The 20,881-nt window shown below is 44.7% G+C and carries 14 protein-coding genes; 3 read left to right on the top strand and 11 right to left on the bottom strand.

The annotated features are described in order from the left end of the window. Nucleotides 1–51: 51 nt before the first annotated feature. Nucleotides 52–969, top strand: a complete 918-nt coding sequence (locus BMI76_RS03430) for a neutral zinc metallopeptidase (RefSeq protein ID WP_075346206.1) — start codon at nt 52–54, stop codon at nt 967–969. A 563-nt stretch (nt 970–1,532) separates the two neighbouring features. Here BMI76_RS03430 and BMI76_RS03425 read toward each other — a convergent pair. Continuing rightward, a complete protein-coding gene (locus tag BMI76_RS03425; RefSeq protein WP_075346205.1) occupies nt 1,533–4,172 on the bottom strand; it encodes an ABC transporter permease in 2,640 nt (879 codons plus the stop codon). Nucleotides 4,173–4,181: 9 nt separating this feature from the next. Then, a complete protein-coding gene (locus BMI76_RS03420) occupies nt 4,182–4,883 on the bottom strand; it encodes an ABC transporter ATP-binding protein (protein ID WP_075346204.1) in 702 nt (233 codons plus the stop codon). Between the two features lie 159 nt (nt 4,884–5,042). Here BMI76_RS03420 and BMI76_RS03415 point away from each other — a divergent pair, with 159 nt between their 5' ends. Beyond that, a complete protein-coding gene (locus tag BMI76_RS03415; RefSeq protein WP_075346203.1) occupies nt 5,043–5,591 on the top strand; it encodes a TetR/AcrR family transcriptional regulator in 549 nt (182 codons plus the stop codon). 316 nt (nt 5,592–5,907) lie between these two features. Next, nucleotides 5,908–8,457, top strand: a complete 2,550-nt coding sequence (locus BMI76_RS03410; RefSeq protein ID WP_075346202.1) for a bifunctional 2',3'-cyclic-nucleotide 2'-phosphodiesterase/3'-nucleotidase — start codon at nt 5,908–5,910, stop codon at nt 8,455–8,457. Nucleotides 8,458–8,565: 108 nt separating this feature from the next. Here the strand turns inward: BMI76_RS03410 and pheT are convergent, their stop codons facing one another. From pheT to yycF, 9 genes are all read right to left on the bottom strand, one after another. Beyond that, nucleotides 8,566–10,971, bottom strand: a complete 2,406-nt coding sequence (pheT, locus tag BMI76_RS03405) for a phenylalanine--tRNA ligase subunit beta (protein ID WP_075346201.1) — start codon at nt 10,969–10,971, stop codon at nt 8,566–8,568. Nucleotides 10,972–11,136: 165 nt separating this feature from the next. Further along, nucleotides 11,137–11,658, bottom strand: coding sequence for a GNAT family N-acetyltransferase (locus BMI76_RS03400; protein ID WP_075346200.1), 522 nt, complete (start codon nt 11,656–11,658; stop codon nt 11,137–11,139). Continuing rightward, on the bottom strand, nt 11,655–12,698 hold the full coding sequence (pheS, locus tag BMI76_RS03395; RefSeq protein WP_075346199.1) for a phenylalanine--tRNA ligase subunit alpha: 1,044 nt from the start codon (nt 12,696–12,698) through the stop codon (nt 11,655–11,657). The genes BMI76_RS03400 and pheS overlap by 4 nt, the downstream gene beginning before the upstream one ends. A 402-nt stretch (nt 12,699–13,100) precedes the next feature. Continuing rightward, complete coding sequence (gene smc, locus BMI76_RS03390; RefSeq protein WP_075346198.1) at nt 13,101–16,643, bottom strand: chromosome segregation protein SMC; 3,543 nt, start codon at nt 16,641–16,643, stop codon at nt 13,101–13,103. After that, nucleotides 16,643–17,338 (bottom strand): ribonuclease III, encoded by a 696-nt coding sequence (gene rnc / locus BMI76_RS03385; protein WP_075346197.1) that lies wholly within the window; start codon nt 17,336–17,338, stop codon nt 16,643–16,645. Before rnc ends, smc begins: the two co-directional genes overlap by 1 nt. Before the next feature lie 85 nt (nt 17,339–17,423). Continuing rightward, nucleotides 17,424–17,789, bottom strand: a complete 366-nt coding sequence (locus BMI76_RS03380) for a YbaN family protein (protein ID WP_075346196.1) — start codon at nt 17,787–17,789, stop codon at nt 17,424–17,426. Between the two features lie 11 nt (nt 17,790–17,800). Then, complete coding sequence (locus BMI76_RS03375; protein WP_075346195.1) at nt 17,801–18,604, bottom strand: MBL fold metallo-hydrolase; 804 nt, start codon at nt 18,602–18,604, stop codon at nt 17,801–17,803. Continuing rightward, nucleotides 18,601–19,953, bottom strand: a complete 1,353-nt coding sequence (vicK, locus tag BMI76_RS03370) for a cell wall metabolism sensor histidine kinase VicK (protein WP_075346194.1) — start codon at nt 19,951–19,953, stop codon at nt 18,601–18,603. The genes BMI76_RS03375 and vicK overlap by 4 nt, the downstream gene beginning before the upstream one ends. Next, nucleotides 19,946–20,653: a response regulator YycF gene (yycF, locus tag BMI76_RS03365; RefSeq protein WP_075346193.1), complete on the bottom strand. Its 708-nt coding sequence runs from the start codon at nt 20,651–20,653 to the stop codon at nt 19,946–19,948. Before yycF ends, vicK begins: the two co-directional genes overlap by 8 nt. Nucleotides 20,654–20,881 lie beyond the last annotated feature (228 nt).

The following is a 20,881-nucleotide window of genomic DNA, read 5'->3' as shown; positions in this document are numbered from 1 at the left end:
TTCTGCCGGAAATCATTTATAATAGAGGTATTAAAACAATGAGGTTTAGAAATGAAAACAGACAAGTTAAAGGAAAGCAAGAACATTGAAGACCGCCGCGGAGAGGAGTCTGGTGCTTACGGCGGAGGCGGCAGTTCCATAGGCAGCAATCTCCTCTTGCAGCTGCTCTTTTCTCGGGGCAGCTGGAAATCAAAGCTTGTCATCCTTATTATCCTGCTCTTTATTGGCGGTGCTTCCGGTCTGGGAAGTATTTTGATCGGTGATAATACCAGCAATTCCAGCCCTTACCAGTCAACTCAGGTTACGCGAAAAAAGGGAACCGATGTTTCCAGTGAAGAAACGAAATTTGTCAGCAAGGTTCTGGCAAGCACAGAAGCCTTTTGGACTGAAACCTTTAAAGCTGAGGGATTGACCTATAAAAAACCTACGCTGGTTTTTTATACTGATCACATTCGAACCGGCTGCGGACAGGGGCAGGCTTCTTCAGGTCCCTTTTACTGTTCAGCTGACCGCAAGATTTATCTGGATATTTCCTTTTATCAGGAGCTCTCCAGCAAATATAAGGCAGCAGGCGACTTTGCGATGGCCTATGTTATTGCTCATGAAGTCGGCCACCATGTTCAAAATGAGCTGGGTACCATGTCCGACTACAATCAAAAACGGCAGGGGCTGTCCGAAACTCAGGCCAACGCCTTAAATGTCCGCTTGGAACTGCAGGCTGATTATTATGCCGGAGCTTGGGCAAAATACGTTGAAGGGGAAGGTTTCCTTGATACCGGTGACATTGAAGAAGCTATGAGAGCAGCCCATGCTGTCGGCGATGACACGCTTCAAAAAGAAGCCTATGGCAGAACGGTGCCAGACAGCTTCACTCACGGAACTTCTCAGCAGCGCCAAAATTGGTTCAACCGCGGCTACAAATTTGGAGACCTAGAGCACGGTGACACTTTCTCTGCTGACAGCTTGTAAAAATGGCTTTCAGTCAATACTTTAGCCATTATCAGAAAGGGAAAAAAGAGAGGGGCCTAACTTTAGTTAGTGGCAGACTGTAGACAAATCTCTATTTGCCTACCTTGATCAGCGAAGAAGTCTGCAGACTACCATATAAATTGCACGAAGGCAAACGAGTTAGATAAAGGAGGACACTTCCACCGTGATGAAAGTGTCAGAAATGGTGAATTTAAGCCAATTCTGACACTCGGAAACTTTGAGACCGTGGGTCAAAGTTTAAGCATGGAATTCCCTAGGAAGTCGCTGCCGTCCGACATCACCTAAGGAAGTATCAAAGAAAAAGGACTTTTTCTTCAAGCTAAGACTAACTTTAGTTAGTGGTTAATTTTTACCCGAGTCAAAAAAGAAAAGAGCCAGGAAAAATCGATTTCTGCGAAATCACGATTAATCCTCGCTCTTTTTTTATAACTTCATTTATCAGCAGTGATACTGACTTTTCAGGCTGCCTCGCAGCCTTCATCATCTTGGAGCAGATACAACAAGCAACCTTTCTAAACTATGCTTAAGCTGTTTCTGCTTCTCTAGTCAGCTGATTTGAGTGCTTCCAGCATGTCCAGATTTTTTAAGCGGCGGTTAACCAGCAGACCCAAAATCAGCAGAATGAAAACAACGGTAAAGACCGGAACAACGTAAATATAGCCGTCAATAATACTGCCAAACATGATAGTGTCATTGCCAATCATGGACATAATAATCCTATGGAGATAATGACCGGCCAGCAGCCCCAGCAAAATACCGATAAGAGACAGCGAAATGGTTTCTCTGTAAATATACATGGTGACTTCTTGATTATAAAAACCGAGTACCTTAATGGTGGAGAGTTCCCGAATGCGCTCAGCCACATTAATATTGGTTAAATTATAGAGAATAACTGCCGCAAGCAGCACCGAGGTGACAACTAAAACGGTCATGGCACCGTTGAGTGATTTTACGACCAGCTCAACCGTATCAACAATGGACAGGCTTTGGGAAACAGCCGACACGCCGTCCATGGCCAAAAGTTCCGTTGCCTTGGCAGAAATATTGTCGGAGGAAGTATCTTTGAGGTTAATGAGATAGGCATTGTTCTTAACAGCTTTGCCAAATTTCTTTTGATAATAGCTGTCTGTCATCAAAAGATAGTGGCCAACATTCATCTCAGCTACTGCTGCAACCCTCAAACGAATCTTTCTGCCGGTTTCATCCTTGAAGGTGAAATGATCACCAGCCTGAACGTGATAGTATTCAGCTAACAGTTCAGTGATAATGACGCCCTTATCTGTCAGGCGGAGCTTTTTGCCGGTTTTTATGTCTTTGAGGTTAATGAAGCCGTCAAAATGATTATGGCTGCCTGCCAGCAAAGAGACGGTCTGCTTGTCAGCAAGCCCGGAAATCTCTGCATCAGTCTGTTGATAGAAAACGGGCAGTCTTTGTGCAATATCTTCGTCCTGCAAAGCCTTGGCTAACGCTTTTCGTTCTCCCTCATCTGCCTTATCATCCACTGCTGCCAGCAGATTGTAAGGGGTAATCTGATGAAACTGATGATCCATAATTTTATTCAAAGAGGATTGAATGCCCAGACCGGCAAAGAGCAGGGCAACTGAGCCTGCGACTCCGAAAACAGTCATCAGCATCCTCTGCTTGTAACGAAAAATATTTCTAACGGTGACTTTGTAAGTAAAGATCAGACGGTTCCAAATAAAAGGAAGTCTTTCCAGCAGGATCTTGGCACCCTTGGCAGGCGGTTTGGGCAATAGGAGCTGGGCGGGGTTTTCGGTCAGTTCCCTTTTGGCTACCAAGAAAGCCGGCAAGACTGCACTTAAAAGGCTAATAGCCAGTGCCAGCAAACTGTAATCCCAGTAAAAATAATAGTGCATCTGATTAAAGGTCAGGCTGCTGGTTGTACTGTTGGAGACGATGGGAGCCAAGACATAATGGCCTGCTAAGATTCCTAAAACCGTCCCAATCAAACTGGCAGCTGCACCATAGATGACAAATTTTTGGATGACATCCTTATCGGAGTAGCCTAAAGCCTTTAAAACACCTGAATTTGTCCGTTCTTCGTCTACAAAACGTGTCATCGTTGTAAAAGTGACCAGAACGGCAACAAGATAGAGGACAACCGGGAAAAGATTGCCAATAGCACTGACATTGTCAGAACTGGAAGAAAAAGTCTGATAACCGCCGCCTCCCGGCAGAGTTGAGCGATTGTAGCTGCTGTATGACGGTTCTGACATAGCAGCAATATCAGCCTCAGCCTTTTTGATATCAGCCTCGCTCTTAGCAATTTTCTTTTCCGCTTCTGCAACAGCTTTTTGGGCAGCAGCTAATTGACTGCCTGACAAATAAGAAAGAGCTCCTTTTTGAAGCGTCAGCTGATCTTTGGCTGCCTTTACCTGTTTTTGACTGTCATCAACTTTTTTCTGGGCAGCTGCCTTCAGATTTTCTAAACGCTTTTTGCCATTGTCACTGAGAAGGTCATCCAAGTCATCCTGATGGGCCACCAGCTTTTTGGTATAGGCATCTGAAAAGGGATCAAGATCTTTTAAATCATCATAGCGGATACGGGCGATAGTGGCTGTATCGCTGTTAAAAGCACCATCAGTGACTACGGCATAATTGGACAGAGACCCGTCTCCAGCTGTTGATGTCCCCATGTAGGTTTTAGACCAAATTTCTGAAGACGTTACAAAACCGACAATGCGATAGCTGTCCTTCTTTAACAGAGCGTTCTCGGGCTGTGTAAAGGAAATCCTGTCCCCAATTTTATAGTCATCTTTCAGTGTGACATCCAAGGCAATTTCCCCGTTGTTTTGAGGCAGACGTCCGGAATTGATGGAATAGGTGGATATCTTATCAGGCTTTGAATACACGCGGATAGCAGAATTTGCCTTCTTAATAGTCACATCAGTCATGCGGCCATAGTCTGCCTGAGCCTTTTTCAGATGGTTTAATTCCTTTTGATCGTCCTTGCTCAGACCATAATCCGCAATCACAGCCAAATCCATGGTATTATGTTTATCCAGATATTCAGCTGCCGACTGTTTCATATCGGGTCCTGTCACTTTGAGACCTACCAAGGCAAAGGACCCCAGCATGAGCAAAAGCAGAATAGACAAAAAACGGCCCTTTGATTTTCGAATGGATTTCCAAATATCCTTCCAATAAGTTTTCTTCATCATTCCCGCCTCCTAGTATTCAATCAGGTCAATGTCCTGCGGGGATGGGTTGGTTTTTATCTCAGTCACTTGTGCATCATGCATATAAATGACCCGGTCTGCAATTGGTGCCAGCGAGCTGTTATGAGTGACGATAATAACAGTTGCTCCCTGTTCCTGCGACATATTTTGCAAAATTTTTAAAACCTGTTTGCCTGTCTTGTAATCAAGCGCTCCTGTCGGTTCATCGCAAAGCAGAATTTTAGGATTTTTAGCCACCGCACGCGCAATGGCCACACGCTGCTGCTCTCCGCCTGAAAGCTGAGCAGGAAAATTATTGAGACGTTTTCCCAAACCGACACTTTCAAGCGTCGCTGCAGCATCCCGCGCATCAGAAACAATTTCTGAAGCCAGCTCTACATTTTCTTTGGCGGTCAGATTGGGCACCAAGTTGTAAAACTGGAAAACAAAGCCGACATCTGTGCGGCGGTAGGCTGTTCGCTGCTTGGCACTGTAACCCGCGATATCCTGACCGTCAATAATAACCTGTCCCTCATCACTGGTATCCATGCCTCCCAGAATATTCAGCACTGTTGATTTGCCGGCTCCCGAAGCGCCTAAAATAATCACCAGCTCTCCTTTTTCAATGGTAAAATTAACATTATTATTGGCTGTAATTTCTGTATCGCCTGTTTGATAGCGTTTATAAGTATTTTTCACTTCGATATAAGCCATAAAATTCCCCCTCAAATCTATCAGACTAGACAGTCTGTTGATTTAATACGGTGCTTATTGTATAATGCTTGTGACAAAATGACAAGAACAAAAATAAACATTCTGTTGATTTAAGAAATTATTTTTCTAAAATCCTGCTTTTTGATGAGGAGTATCAATATGAGCCAAGCACGTCAAACGCAGAGTGAAGCTAAAATCAAAGCCGCTTTTATTACCTTGCTTGACAAAAAGAGTTTCTCAGAAGTCAGCATCAGTGACATCACACGTCTTGCAGGCATCAACCGCGGTACCTTTTATCTGCACTACCTGGATAAAAATGATTTGGCAGATTCCATCGCCCAGGAGGTCACGCAGCGTTTTGCGGCAATTTTCACGAATAATAGCTTTGCCAATCAAGATTCCATCACAAAAGCTCTGTATCATATCAAACAGGAGTATGTGAGTTTTTTCAAAATCGTTTCCCAGCTGTCTTTCATTGATTTTCCTAAAAAAGTCCGCCATTTTTTAGAAGAGGTGATTCACAGCAATCCCTCTTCTGTCAAAAAAATCAAGGACAGTATGCAGCTGCCGGAAATATATGCTGTCAGCAGTCTGGCTGCAGCTATTGAGAGCATTGTCGTCCTCTGGATTAAAAACGGCGTGCGCGAATCACCGGAAGAAATCGCCTCAATGATTACCAAGATTGACCATGCCTTTGGTATTTATTAAACGGATACATAAAAGATAGGGAATCGGCTGCCGGCAAAATACAGCCTCCAGCTGGGATAAAAATCGATAATGGCAGATATATAGAGGATTGCTTGATTTAGCGCTGTTTAACTATTAGTATTAAGGACTGACATTTTGCTTTCAGTCTTTTTTTGTTGGATCTCCCTGATTCAATGCTTATCCTCATCTTTCAAAAATATGGATAGAAATCTGGCTTTCATACTTTTTACTTCATTTTTCGCCTTCTATTTTACTGAAAGGGCTTTCTTTTTGTATAATAGAAACCGAAGGATATTTTTAAATAAAGGAGATTACTATGTCCAAACAGTATTTGTCTAAGAGTGTATTAGTGCTTTCTCTTTTTGCTGCGGCCAGCGGTACAGGCCTTGTTGCTCGGGCAGATGACACATCTGCTGCTAATGATATCAGTGCTGCTTCACCGGCAGCAGACAGCAATACAGCCCTTGCAGATAATACGGGAGACGCTGCCTTGCCTGCTTCGGGAATTTCTGACAGCCCAGCCCAACAAGCTGGTCCAGCCCCTGCACAAGCAGAGACAGCTCAAACGGCTCCTGCTGAGACTGCTCCCCCAGCCGGCAGAAGCTCAGAAACTACAGCAAAGGAAGCAGACACTGCCGCACCTAGGGTCAATACGCCGGCTGCAGCAGCTGCGCCAGTTAAAGAAGCTGTTAAAACACCTGACCCTGTTGAAGGTCAAACCGTGGATATGCGCATTCTCTCAACAACCGACCTCCACACCAATCTGGTCAACTATGACTACTATCAAGATAAGGTATCTCAAACTGTGGGTCTTGCTAAAACAGCCATACTTATTGAAGAAGCCCGCAAGGAAAACAGCAATATCATTCTTGTTGACAGCGGAGATACCATTCAGGGAACACCTTTTGGCACCTATAAAGCTCTCATTAATCCTGTTAAAGAAGGGCAGACCCACCCCATGTATGAGGCCTTTAAAAAACTGGGTTATGATGCTGAAACTCTAGGCAACCACGAATTTAACTACGGACTTGATTTCCTCAACCGTATGGTTAATACATCTGATGTTCCCATCATCAATGCCAATGTCCGCGATGCCCGCACAGGCCATTACTATTTCCAGCCTTATATCCTTCTCAATAAAGTCTTCACAGACACGGCAGGCCAAGAAACGACCATCAAAATAGGCATTACAGGTGTTCTGCCACGGCAGATTTTAGTTTGGGATAAGGCCAATCTTGAAGGCAAGGTTACCGTCGATGATCCGGTTGAAGCTGTTAAAACCATTGTCCCAAGCATGAAGGAAGCCGGTGCTGATATTGTTTTGGTCCTGGCGCATTCGGGTATTGGGGATGACCAGTACGAAAACGGCGAAGAAAACGAGGGCTATTTCCTCGCTGGTATTGACGGTGTTGATGCTGTCGCTACGGGACATTCGCATGCCGATTTTCCTAATGGCGATGGCAGCAGTTTTTACGCTAAATATAAAGGTGTTGACGATATTAACGGTCTCATCAACGGCAAACCGGTTGTCATGGCTGGAAAATTCGGTGATCACCTTGGGATTATGGATATGACGCTCACTTATACAGACGGCAAGTGGCAGGTAAAAAGCAGCAAATCCAAGCTCCGTAAAATTGACACTGCCTCGTCCATTGCCGATCAAGAACTGATTGATATGGTCCGGGAAGAGCACCAGGGTACGATAAACTATGTCCGCCAAAAGGTTGGCGAAACAACAGCGCCAATCAACAGTTACTTCGCTCAGGTGCTGGATGATCCGTCCATTCAAATTGTAAATAATGCACAGATCTGGTACGGCAAGAAAGAATTAGCCGGCACTGCCGATGCCAATCTCCCAATTCTCTCAGCTGCTGCGCCGTTTAAGGCAGGGACGCGCGGGGATGCTAGCTACTACACTGATATTCCGGCCGGATCGCTCGCTATTAAAAATGTTGCTGATCTCTACCTCTACGACAATGTCACGGCTATTATTAAACTGACAGGTGCTCAAATTAAGGAGTGGCTGGAAATGTCTGCCGGACAGTTTAACCAGATAGATCCTAACAAGAGTGAACCTCAGCAGCTGATTAACAGCAACTACCGCTCCTATAACTTTGATGTCATTGACGGTTTGACCTATAAATTTGATGTCACACAGCCAAACAAATACGATGAGGAAGGCAATCTGATCAATCCTGCTGCCAGCCGTGTCCGTGAGCTTCAGTACAAGGGAAAGCCGATTGATCCTAACCAAACCTTTATTGTCATCAGCAATAATTACCGGGCAACAGGCAATTTCCCAGGTGTCAGAGATGCCGCTGAAAAACGCCTGCTCAATCTGGAAAACCGTCAGGCCATTATTGATTATATTGTCTCTGAAAAAACCATCAATCCTTCAGCCGATAGCAACTGGTCATTTACAGACAGTATTAAGGGCTTAGATATTCGTTTTCTTTCTTCTGAAAATGCCCAAAAATACTTAGCTGACCATGCTGAAATCACCTATGTCGGTCCGTCCGCTTCTCAAGGTTTCGGAGAGTACCGCTACACCTATAGGGATCCTAAAGTACCGGCTCCGACAGCTGCTAAGCCGACTGTTATGATTTCTTTGAATCAAGACAGACAGCAAGATATCTATAATCTGGTAGCCAAGGCTTACGCTGAAACTCAAGCAGCCGCTGCTAAAGCTGGCAGCACCGTTACATCCTTGAAAACAGCAGACAAAGCCCCTACCCGCAATCGTCAAACAGCATCTCAATCGACTTTGCCGCATACAAGCGCATCTCACAGTGTGCTATACAGTTTATTTGGTTACAGTTTCATTGCTCTGGCAGGTCTCTTTATGAAGAAAAACAAGAAAGACTAACCTCCAATCATTAAAAGTCTTATTAACAAAAGGGTGGAGCCCAACCGAAGGGTTATCGGTTGAGTTCCACCCTTTTCATAGGAGTAACAATCACTAGGCAAGGCAATTTTAGCGCACTTCTGCCCCCAGTCGTTCGGTCAGAGACTTGGTGATTTTATCCATATATTTAGCAACTTCTTCATCTGTTAAATTGTCATTTGGATTTTGGAAGGTCAGGCTGTAGGCCATGGATTTTTTGCCCGCTTCAATCGTTTTACCGGCATAAACATCAAAGAGTTTCACCTTAATCAAGCGTTTCACACCACTGGCGGCAATGGCATCTAAAATGTCCTGATGACTGACCTTTTCAGGAAGCAGCAAGGCAATATCGCGAGAAACAGCCGGGAACTTCGTAATATCTTCAAAGACCACAGACGGTTTGAGGGCCGCTTCCAGAGCACCCAGATTCAGTTCTGCCACATAGGTTTCAGGGATATTATAGTCTTTAGCAGTCTGCGGGTGCACTTGTCCCAGATAACCGATGACCTGCCCGTCCAGTTCAATCAGGGCTGTGCGTCCCGGATGCATATTGGGCATTTCTTTGGCAGCGACAAACTGAACACTGAGATCCAGTTTTGTCAAAATCGCTTCAACAATTCCCTTAGCATAAAAGAAGTCCACCGGAACGGCCTGAGTCTGAAAATCTTTTTCGGCAGTCAGACCGGTCAGAGCTATGGCAAAAGTATCGATTTCCTGAGGCAGGTCTTTTTGAGGGTCAGCCGTTTGTTCAAATACTTTGCCGATTTCATAGAGGGCAAGGTTGCTGCTTTTACGAGCCACATTGTAGGCAATCGTATCGAGCATACCAGAGACCATATTTTGACGCAGAGCCGAACGCTCAACAGTCATGGGCCAGAGCAGCTCTGTCAATTTTGTCGGATTAGGCGTGAAAGCTACCGCTTTTTCCGGTGTTGTCAGCGCATAGGAAATAATTTCTGACAGCCCGGCACCCTCAGCTAAACTTCTCAATTTGCGGCGGAGTTTTTGTGTCTGTGTCAATTCCCCTACAGTTCCGTCAGCCTTTGGCAGAGTTGTTGGCAATTTGTCATAGCCATAAATCCGAGCAATTTCCTCAACCAAATCGGCCTGAATGCTGATGTCCCAGCGGCGGCGCGGAACAGAAACCGTAAAGGAATCCTCATTTCCAGACAGACCAAAGCCCAGGCGGGCAAAGACAGCCTCAATATCCGAATAGGTCAAATCAGTTCCCAAACGAACGTTAACATAATCAAGAGTCGTTGACACTTTGACATCATCTGTCGGCACAGCACCGGCGCTGACTTGACCAGACAGGATTTCAGCGTTAGCCAATTCGGCAATCATGGCAGCCGCAAAATCGAGAGCCTCAACAACATCGCTGTAATTAACACCCTTTTCAAACCGTGATGAACTCTCAGAACGCAAATTCAAGCGGCTGCTGGTCTTGCGGACAGCTTTGCCGTCAAAGACAGCCGCTTCAAGAACAATATTTTTTGAAGCTGCGTCAATTTCAGTTGAGGCGCCGCCCATGACCCCAGCCAAAGCAACCGGCTTGTCTGCCACGGTGATGACGAGGTCTTCATCAATTAAATCGCGTTCTTCCCCGTCAAGGGTCACCAACTTTTCACCTTGGCGCGCCCGACGGGCAATAATCGTATCTGCTTCAAATTTGTCCAGATCAAAGGCATGCATGGGCTGACCAAAATACAGCAAAACATAATTGGTTACGTCAACAACATTATTGATGGGGCGGATTCCCGCATTCATCAGTAGGTTTTGCAGCCACTGAGGACTTGGTTTGATGATAACATTTTCAAGAACGCGGGCCTTGTAGGTCAGGACACCGTCAGATTCGATGGCTACCTTGATAAGATCGGCTGCCTTTTTCTCACTTTCATGCAGCGTTTTCTCTTCAAAGTGAACGCTTTTATCGTAGATGGCGGCCACTTCGTGGGCAACGCCGCGCATGGACAGAGCATCCGCCCTGTTAGGTGTAATGGACAGTTCGATAATTTCATCATCCAAATCAAGATAAGGGAAAATACTGTCTCCAGGAACTGCATCTTCAGGCAGGATTTGAATGCCGTCTGAAAATTCCTTAGGAATAATCGAATCAGAAAGTCCCAGCTCTTGGAGGGAGCAGATCATACCGAGTGACTCCATGCCGCGAATCTTGCCTTTTTTGATTTTATAATTATCGGCAATGCGGGCTCCCGGAAGTGCTACGATTACCTTAATGCCAGACTTGATATTGGGAGCACCGCAGATAATCTGCCTAGTTTCCTCATCACCAGTATCGACCTGACAAAGGTGCAGATGGGTTTCCGGAACATCCTGGCAGGAAAGCACCTGACCGACTACAAGCTTAGAAAGCCCTTGAGCCGGTACCTCAACTCCTTCAACTTCAATACCCGTTGTTGACATTTTCTCAGCCAATTCCTGACTGGGAACATCAATGTCAACCAATTTTTTTAACCATTTATAACTTACTAACATAATTAAAACAGAAAAAGCCTCATGCCTTATCAGAAGGCGAAAATAGTTGATCTTTAAAGATAAAGACAGACTGATATTTGAGCCAGAAAACGTTCAACATTCCAGCTTCCCGCAAGAGGCTTCTTTAATTCCTTCCTTTTTAGTTTAGACATCTGAATGACAGACTCATGCTTGTTTAAGGCTTTTCTTCAGCAGCCAATCGGTATCAGCCTTGTCACCGACCATAAAACGGTGCTGACTAAAGCGCTCAAAACCATATTTTTTGTATAAGGCCTGCGCCTTAAAATTATATTCCCAGACGCCCAGCCATGCCCAGTCACAGCCTGAGGCAGATGCTTTCTCCAGCGCAAATTCTAGTAATTTTTTCCCTAGACCTTGTCCTTGAAAGGCTTTGAGAATGTAAACCCGCTGAATTTCAATAGCATTATCAAGCTTTTGTTCGGTCTGAGCTGAGCCTTGATTAAGTTTGAGAAAACCAGCGATACGGCCATCCATCTTAATAAAATAGTTCTGGGATTCAGAATCTGCCAGCTCTTTAGACAAAACAGCGGTTGATAAATCCGAATCAAAAAATGCCTGCAGCTGCTCCTCGGTATTATCGTGTTCAAAGGTTTCCCGAAAGGTTTTGATGGCAAGTTCCCTTAGCGTTTCAACTTCTTCTAGTAAAATGGGCTCAATTGTTATCATTTAAACTGCTCCGTAAAGCGGCTGTCACCTTGGTAGAAGCCGCGGATATCATTGATGCCGTAGCGCAGCATGGCAATACGTTCCTGACCTAGACCAAAGGCAAAGCCTGAGTATTCTTCGGAGTCAACGCCCGACATTTCAAGGACGCTTGGATGAACCATGCCGGCACCAAGAATTTCAATCCAGCCTGTTTTCTTGCAGACATTGCAGCCTTGGCCGCCACATTTAAAACAGGAAACATCAACTTCGACAGACGGCTCTGTAAATGGGAAATAGGATGGACGCAGACGAATCTTGCGGTCTTCACCAAACATTTTCTTACTGATCAATTCAAGAGTGCCTTTGAGGTCAGCCATAGAAATGTTTTTACCAACGACCAAACCTTCGATTTGATGGAATTGATGGGAGTGTGTCGCATCATCCGTATCACGGCGGAAAACGCGTCCGGGTGAAATCATCTTAAGCGGTCCCTTAGAAAAATCGTGTTTATCCAAGGTACGTGCCTGTACAGGACTGGTATGCGTCCGAAGCAAAATATCTTCAGAAATATAGAAGGTATCCTGCATATCACGCGCCGGGTGATCCTTAGGCAGATTCATGCGTTCAAAATTATAGTAATCCTGTTCAACTTCATAGCCGTCGACAACCTGATAGCCCATTCCTAAGAAAATATCTTCAATCTCTTCGGTGGTCTGGCTAAGCACATGCCTGTTGCCCATAGAAATCTGGCGCCCGGGCAAGGTAACGTCCAGCGACTCTGATTCCAATTGGGCCTGAATTTGGGCTTCGGCAAGAATCTTGCCCTGCTCTTCAAAGGCCTTGGTCAAGACATCGCGTACCTCATTGACCTGTTTGCCAACAACAGGCCGCAGTTCATTGGGCAAATCCTTAAGCCCTTTTAAAAGTTCAGTCAAGGAACCTTTTTTCCCCAGAACCTTGACGCGCAGCTCCTGCAGCTCTTTAGCATTTTCAGCCTTGATGGCCTTCAGCTGAGCCTGTGTGCTCGTTCTTAATTCTTCTAATTGTGCTTGTAAATCCATACGTCCTCCATATAAGGTATAAATAAGCGATCCTAAGCTGGCTGTAACGAATCTTCTGGCCGTAAGATCGGCTTTACGTTGAACTGCCAGTCCATTAAAAAACCGCCTGCCCTCACTCACATCGGAGCGTTGACACGCGGTACCATCCGTTTTTTATCCAGCATCTGCCGGACCTTAATTTCCAAGTCTGCTGCCTGAGTGAATTCACTAAACTTTCATCCAGCGGGCTTCCAGTCACGGCCCGCATTCCCTGTCAGACTGCCATAAAGTTACTAATCTCATAGACTTTTTTATTCAATTGTTATCATTTTATCAAATTTCAAAGACTTTCACAATAGCCGCCTCAAAATTAATATCCGCTAAAGGCAAAGAGTCATATTATTTCTTGAGAAAGGCAAGCTCTTAGTCTTGCAAAACAGAGTCTGCTTCCTTAAGTTTGACAGAGACAATCTTTGAAACACCCGATTCCTGCATGGTTACACCGTAAATGCTGTCAGCCGCAGACATGGTTCCCTTGCGGTGGGTAACAACGATGAACTGGCTGGACTTGTCAAAACGGTTGAGGTAATCACCAAAGCGTTTAACGTTGGCTTCATCAAGAGCCGCCTCAACCTCATCCAAAATAACGAAAGGAATCGTCTTCACGCGAATAATGGCAAACAACAGTGCCAGAGCTGACAGAGCTTTCTCACCGCCCGACATCAGGTTGAGCGACTGAATTTTCTTGCCTGGCGGCTGTACTGAAATATCAATACCGGCTGTCAGTAAATCGCCTTCAGTCAGCAGCAAATCGGCACTGCCGCCGCCGAACATCTGAGTAAAAGTCGTCTTAAAGCTTTCCCGAATAGCTTCAAAGGTCGTCTTAAAGCGCGCCTTTACCTCATTATCCATGTCATGAATTGTGCTCAGCAAAAGGTCTTTGGCACGGACCAAATCATCTTTTTGCCCATTTAAAAACTGCAAACGTTCAGAGACTTCTTCATATTGACCAATAGCGTCCAAATTGACCGGTCCCAGCCGTTTGATTTGTTTTTCTAACTGCCTTAGATGAGTCTTGGCAGCTTCTGGATTATCCACCGCCTGAGCCTGTTTTTTCGCCTCATCTAAACTCAGCTGATAGTCTTCAGCAAGATTTCCGGCAAAATGGCGCAGCTGATCAGATAGCTGATCAATTTTAACTTCAAGCTGAGTCTGGCTGCGGATTAATGCTTCATTTTTCTCATTGGCTTTTAAAAGACTCGCTTCAATTTCTTCCAGCTGGGCTTCACAGTCTTCTAACTCAAAACGATAGCGAACCAAAGCTTTTGCACTGTCTGCTTTTTTGACCTGACTGGCTGTCAGCTGCTCTTCCAGCCTTGGCAGACGATGTTCGTCCAGATCTTCTTCCTGACTGCTGAGAAGCTGAGTCATATTGGCTTCATTTTTTTCCAGTTCAGACAAATCAGCAAGCAAACGATTTAAATTGCTTTTTTCAAATCGCTCTGTATTGGCTAAATCGCGCTCTGACAGACGCAGTGCAGACAATTCCTGACTGAGGTCAGCTGTCTTTTGCTGAATGCTGTCTTTGTCTTCCTTGAACTGGGCAATCTCCTGACTGAGCTTTTCCTTAGCCGCTGCTATTTTTTCAAGTTTTGTCTCCAGATTGGTCTGTTCTTTTTCTAAATTGAGCGTAGAATCCAGTCTGTCAGCCTGCGTCAGCTGTTGATAAAGAAGACGCTGCTCCTCTAAGCGGGCCTGCAGCTGCTGATATTCCAATTCTGCCTTTTGTTCAGACAGTCTGGCCTGATTGCCCTCTTCTCGGAGCTCCAAAAGACCGGCTCTTTGTTCATCTAAAGCCTGCTTGGCCTGACTGACCTTGTTTTCCTGCTGGCTCTGCCTGTCTTCTAAAGCAGCCAATTCCTTAGTCAGGCTGTCCAATTCTGGTTTAATAAAGGTGCTGTTATTTTGACGGCTGGCTCCGCCTGAAAAAGAGCCTCCCGGACGAATTTCTGTCCCATCAAGTGTTACAAGGCGCACTTGATAGCGCAGTTTGCGGGCGGCTTGATTGGCATGGTCAACACTGTCAAAAATAGCCGTAATCCCCAACAAGTTACCAAAGATTCCGGTCAGACGGTCATCAAAACTGACCAAGTCACGGGCTAAGCCGAGAAAACCTTGACTGGATGTCAAAATGGTTTGATGTTGTTCAGATAAACGCCGCGGTTTAATCGTTGTCAGCGGCAGGAAAGTTGCACGGCCCTGACGGTTTCGCTTGAGGAAGTCAATGGAGCGTTTAGCGGCTGCTTCATCCTCAACAATAATATTTTGGCTGCTGCCGCCCAGAGCGATTTCAAGAGCCGTCTGATATTTTTTATCAAAGGTCAAGTGTTCGCTGACAGCACCGATAATTCCTTGAATTTGGTCAGCCCGCTGCAAGACGGATCGGACTCCAGCGTAAAAATTGCTGTGACTTTTTAAAATAGACTCTAAACTGTGCTTGCGGGCTCTTTTGTCTTTCAGCTCATCCAGCAAGGTAAACATCAAGTCCTGCTGCTGATTGTAATCAGCTTCCAGATTTTGAACAAGCTGTGCTGCTTTCTGATAATCAGCCAGCAGTTTCTGAACTTTGTCTTTAGCAGCCTTTAAAACCTCTGCTTCTTTTGCCGCCCGCTGATCAGTCTCATCCAAGTCTGCTTTTAACTGTTGGACTTCAGCCGTCTTATTTTCAGATTCCTGCTTTTGACTGTCAATCTCCGCCTTTAAAATAGTCAGCTGATTAGACACATCAGCTTCGTCCTGCATGAGCCTGACAAAGTCTTCACGCAGATTTTCAATCATCTGGTCAGGATCCGTTGAAAAGCGTGACAACTCAGTTTCTAAATCTACAATGGCCTGCTTTTTTTGCTGACTTTGTGTTTCTAAATCAGCTAATTTATGCTCTTTCTCAGCAATCTCATCTTTAAGAGCAACTTTTTGCTCAGTCAGCTGAGACAGCCGCTCCTGAGTGGACTGTTTCTTTTCTGCTTTCTGGCTGGACTCGAGTTTAATAAGCTCAATCTGCCGCTCATAATCACTGATAAGACGCGTCACTTCAAGCAGCTCAGCCTGCTTTTGGTCAATCTGCTGAGACAAATTGTGGCGTTTCCCCTTTAGCTGCTGATTTTTGGTCTCCAGCTGTTCACGCTCTTGGTAATAGGTTTGAAGGTCTTGTTTGACTGCCTTTAAGCGGCCTTGCTGATCCTCCAGCTGCTCCTTATGATTTAAAATTTGATAGACCAGCAAATCCAGATGCTTTTCCTTGCGCTCTGCTTCTAAAACTAAAAATTCCTCAGCCGTCTTGGCCTGTTTCTCCAGCGGTTTAATCTGTGTTTCCAGCTCATAGATAATATCGTCCAGACGGTCCAAATTGTCCTGGGTCTGATTCAGTTTGGATTCAGTTTCTTTTTTACGTGTTTTGTACTTTAAAACACCGGCCGCCTCTTCAAAAATAGCACGGCGTTCCTCAGGCTTGCTGTTAAAGATTTCTTCAACCCGCCCTTGGGAAATAATCGAAAAAGAATCCCGCCCTAAACCAGTATCCATAAATAAGTCATGAATATCCCGCAGGCGGACCTTTTTGCCATCAATCAGGTAATCACTGTCTCCATTGCGGTAAATGTGACGCTCCACCCGAATTTCTTCCTGAGCGTTCTTAATAAAGGCATCGCTGTTATCTAAGACAACCGTTACCTGTGCATAGTTGAGAGGTTTGCGATTTTCGGTTCCGGCAAAAATAACATCCGGCATTTTGCCGCCGCGCAGGCTCTTGGCACTCGACTCCCCCAAAGCCCAGCGCAGACTTTCGGTAATATTGCTTTTTCCAGAACCATTGGGACCGACAACGGCTGTTACGCCCCTGTCGAATTCAACCTTGGTCTTGTCAGCAAAGGACTTGAACCCCTGCATTTCAATCTCTTTTAAAAACATTAGGAACCTCGTTGAAGTTTTTCAAGCGCATTTTTGGCTGCTTCTTGTTCTGCTAATTTCTTAGAGCGGCCCGCTCCGCGGCTCAGCTGTTTATGGTTCACAGCAACAGCGACTTCAAAATACTTGGCATGAGCCGGTCCTGATTCTCTTAAGACTTCATAATCAATAAAAACATCACCGTCCACCTGCAGGAGCTCTTGCAGGGCTGTCTTATAATCCGTCACCCGTTCATAATTGCCATTTTCAACCTGCGGGATAACAACCTGACCCAGAAAAGCCTCGACAGCTTCAATGCCCGCATCCAATAAGAGTGCACCCAAAAAGGCCTCAAATAAATCACCCAAGATTGTGTCTCGTTTGCGGCCGCCGGATTTTTCTTCACCCTTGCCCAGCTTGATATAACGATCAAATTCGCAATCTCGGGAAAAACCAGCCAAACTTTCCTCACGGACAATCATTGAACGCATTTTTGATAAGTCCCCTTCAGCTCTCTGAGGGTATTTGTCAAACAGATAACGAGAAATCGTTAATTGCAGAACGGCGTCTCCTAAAAATTCCAAGCGTTCATTGTGTGAAATGTTTAGGAGACGATGTTCATTAGCGTAGCTGGTATGCGTAAAGGCAGTTCCCAGCAGTTCCTTATCAGCAAAGACAATATTAAAATCGTTTGCTAATTTTTTTTCCAGTGCTTTCATATAAATCCTTTCCATTGTTGTCGTCAGACCATTCTATTATAGCAAAAATTACCCAGAACAGCTAATTCTGAGTAACCTTCCTTGTTTATTCTTCCTTATCAGGAATAACCCTGAAAAGATAGTAGGTAATGAATATTGTCAAGCCAAACAGAGCCACTTTCACCCAGATTAGAGGGGCAAAATAAATCGAAATACCCATCAAAAGATAAATTTGCAGAATAATTTTTTTCTTGCGGCTGGCCGAGATACTTTTACTTTCGGCATAGTCAGCTACATAGAATTGGTAAATTCTGCTTGAGCGCAGCCACTTTTCAAATCGCTTGGAACTTCTGGCAAAGCAAAAGCCTGCTAAGAGCAAAAGAGGCGTTGTCGGAATGATTGGGAGAGCCATCCCGACCAAACCCGTTAGGAAGCTCAGCCAGCCTGCCATTAAATAAAATAAACTTTTCATAAATCGTCTGTCTAAATCTTTGTCAAAGGCAGAGGAGTATCAGGCGAGGTATCATAAATCTTAAAATCATGACCCACAGCCAAGTCCGCCTGCATCAGAGCATTTTCCATAGTCATATGAGCCAGCTCCTTAATATTATTTTCCTTACTGAGGTGGCCCAAATAAATTTTCTTGGTTTTATTTCCCAGCGTTCTGATCATGGTTTCTGCACCGTCATCGTTTGAAAGGTGCCCTTTGTCTGATAAAATCCGCTGTTTCAGCCGCCAAGGATAAACGCCGGAGCGCAAAATCTCAATATCATGGTTGGACTCAATCAGATAACCATCAGCATTTTCAATAAGACCGGCCATTCGGTCACTGACATAGCCGGTATCTGTCAGCATCACAAAGCTCTTCCCATCTTTCATAAAACGGTAAAATTGAGGTTTGACAGCATCGTGGCTGACACCAAAACTCTCAATATCAATGTCGCCAAAGGTCAGCGTTTTTCCCATCTCAAAAATATGCTTTTGACTGCTGTCAACCTTGCCAATGAGACCATCCATAGCCTGCCAGGTTTCTTCGTTGGCATAAACATCCAGACCGTATTTTCTGGCTAAAACACCGACGCCATGGATATGATCCTTGTGTTCATGCGTAATTAAAATAGCATCAACATCATCCAATTTCCGATCAATACCTGCCATCAGCTGACTGATTTTCTTTCCCGAGAGCCCTGCATCAACCAAAATTTTTTTCTGAGGAGTTTCAAGATAAAAACTATTACCACTTGAACCAGACGCCAGAATACTGTATTTAAAACCTGTTTCTGTCATGATTCGTCTTCATCTTCCTCCCATTCATCAATTGTGCCATTGTCGCTTTCATAAGGCAGAACAATCGTAAAGGTTGAGCCCTTGCCTTCTTCACTGTTGGCCCAAATAAAGCCATTGTGCTGTTTAACAATTTCTTTGGCAATCGCAAGTCCCAGACCGCTGCCGCCCTGTGCCCGGCTTCTCGCCTTATCAACCCGGTAAAAACGATCAAAAATAAGCGGAAGATCCTTCTTAGGGATGCCCAGACCCTGATCGGATATGGAAAGGATAACTTGGGTATCGGTTGTCTTCATGCTGACCGTAATCTTACCGCCGTCAGGCGAATACTTAATCGCATTGTTTAAAATGTTATCAACCACCTGAGTCATCTTGTCTGTATCAATTTCAATCCAGACAGAGCTGTCAGAATAGTCCCTGACGATCTCATAGACCTTGGCGCCTGACTGCTGGCTCTGAATTTGGTCAAAGCGATCGAGAATGTAATCCAAAAAAGCCGTGAAATTAGTCAGCTCAACATCTAAGCGGCTGGTCTGATTATCAATCCGCGACAGGCTGAGTAAGTCTGTAATCATCCGCATCATTCGGTTGGTCTCATCTAGCGAGACCTTTATAAAACTCGGAGCGACCGATTCAGTCAGAGCACCGTCATCCAAGGCTTCCAGATAGGATTTTACAGAAGTCAGCGGTGTTCGCAGCTCATGGCTGACATTGGAAACAAAGAGACGGCGTTCGCGCTCTTCTTTTTCCTGCTCAGTAGCATCATGCAAAACCGCAATCAGACCCGAAATAAAGCCGCTTTCGCGCCGATTCAAAGCAAAGCGAATCCGCAAAGTGATAAATTCATCATACTCGTCGCGGCGGTTTAAGACAATCTCAGGCGTTTTGGTAATCAGATCATTATAAGTATAGCTGTCATCATCCAAGATATCAAGGATATTGTACTCCAGAGCCTGTTCGCGGGTCAGATTGAGCTGCTTTTGAGCCATATCATTAATCATGGTGATTTTTCCGCTGCGGTCTGTCGCCAGCACCCCGTCAGTCATGTAGGCCAAGATACTGGTCAGTCGGTTTTTTTCCTGAGCCAGATTTTCATGGGTCAGCCGAAAAACTTCAGACAGATCGTTGACATTTCTAACCAGCTCTGACAGCTCGGGATTGGCCTTGATCTTTAACTTTTCGGTATAGTCGCCGGCAATCAAAGAGCGTACCTTAGCATTTAACAGCTTAATGTGATTGTTGTTTTTGTATTCTCTGTAGTTGAGAAAGACAAAATAAATAAAGAGCAGAATCAGTAAAACTGCTAATAATATTCGTAAAAATAAAGGACTTGATTCAAACGTATTAGTCATATGATTTCATATAATAACCAACACCGCGTCTCGTCAGAATGTACTCAGGACGGCTCGGTGTATCTTCAATTTTTTCACGTAGGCGGCGGACCGTCACATCAACGGTTCTGACATCGCCAAAGTAGTCGTATCCCCAGACAGTTTCAAGCAAATGCTCGCGGGTCATTACCTGACCGGTATGAGTTGCCAAATGATGCAGGAGTTCAAACTCCCGATGTGTCAGCTCTACTTCCTGACCATGCTTTTTAGCAACAAAAGCATCGGGCAGAATCTGCAGATCACCGATAACAATCTCTGGCATTCCTGAAGCATTTTCTTCGGCTACAGCGGTTTCAATATTTTCCGTTCTGCGCAGGTGTGCCTTGATTCGAGCCAGCAGCTCACGGTTTGAGAAGGGTTTTGTCACATAATCATCGGCACCGATTTCAAGTCCGATGACCTTGTCAAATTCGCTGTCCTTGGCCGAGAGCATGATAATAGGTACATGGCTGCTTTTTCGCACTTCTTTAGCCACTTCAAGACCGTCTAATTCCGGCAGCATCAAATCAAGAATAATTAAATCAGGATTTTCCTCTTCATACTTAGCCAGCGCTTCACGTCCGTCAAAGGCCGTAATCGTGTCATAGCCTTCCTTGGCCAGATTAAATTTGATAATATCAGAAATTGGTTTTTCGTCATCAACGATTAAAATTTTCTTCATTATGAATACCTCACTTATGGCTCTAAACAGGTTTCATTAAATAAGTAAGAAATTTCAGAAATCAGAATACTTTTTAATAATTATCTGACTTTTATTTCAAACTAATTAGAATCCTCCTCCTAGCAGAACCATTCTTATTTTACTTCAAACCTTACTGTTTTAAGTAATCTCCATTCGATTATACCAAAATCACTAACAAATGAAAACCAACAAGTTTATTTCAAATAT

The organism is Streptococcus sp. 'caviae' (assembly GCF_001937065.1).
Taxonomy (GTDB): domain Bacteria; phylum Bacillota; class Bacilli; order Lactobacillales; family Streptococcaceae; genus Streptococcus.
The sequence above is the reverse complement of the archived record's forward strand: the minus strand, read 5'-3'. Positions and strand labels throughout refer to the sequence as shown.

Coding starts and splice junctions, on each gene's coding strand:
- BMI76_RS03430 (WP_075346206.1), top strand. CDS start 52: ATGAAAACAGACAAGTTAAAGGAAAGCAAGAACATTGAAGACCGCCGC.
- BMI76_RS03425 (WP_075346205.1), bottom strand. CDS start 4,172: ATGATGAAGAAAACTTATTGGAAGGATATTTGGAAATCCATTCGAAAA.
- BMI76_RS03420 (WP_075346204.1), bottom strand. CDS start 4,883: ATGGCTTATATCGAAGTGAAAAATACTTATAAACGCTATCAAACAGGC.
- BMI76_RS03415 (WP_075346203.1), top strand. CDS start 5,043: ATGAGCCAAGCACGTCAAACGCAGAGTGAAGCTAAAATCAAAGCCGCT.
- BMI76_RS03410 (WP_075346202.1), top strand. CDS start 5,908: ATGTCCAAACAGTATTTGTCTAAGAGTGTATTAGTGCTTTCTCTTTTT.
- pheT (WP_075346201.1), bottom strand. CDS start 10,971: ATGTTAGTAAGTTATAAATGGTTAAAAAAATTGGTTGACATTGATGTT.
- BMI76_RS03400 (WP_075346200.1), bottom strand. CDS start 11,658: ATGATAACAATTGAGCCCATTTTACTAGAAGAAGTTGAAACGCTAAGG.
- pheS (WP_075346199.1), bottom strand. CDS start 12,698: ATGGATTTACAAGCACAATTAGAAGAATTAAGAACGAGCACACAGGCT.
- smc (WP_075346198.1), bottom strand. CDS start 16,643: ATGTTTTTAAAAGAGATTGAAATGCAGGGGTTCAAGTCCTTTGCTGAC.
- rnc (WP_075346197.1), bottom strand. CDS start 17,338: ATGAAAGCACTGGAAAAAAAATTAGCAAACGATTTTAATATTGTCTTT.
- BMI76_RS03380 (WP_075346196.1), bottom strand. CDS start 17,789: ATGAAAAGTTTATTTTATTTAATGGCAGGCTGGCTGAGCTTCCTAACG.
- BMI76_RS03375 (WP_075346195.1), bottom strand. CDS start 18,604: ATGACAGAAACAGGTTTTAAATACAGTATTCTGGCGTCTGGTTCAAGT.
- vicK (WP_075346194.1), bottom strand. CDS start 19,953: ATGACTAATACGTTTGAATCAAGTCCTTTATTTTTACGAATATTATTA.
- yycF (WP_075346193.1), bottom strand. CDS start 20,653: ATGAAGAAAATTTTAATCGTTGATGACGAAAAACCAATTTCTGATATT.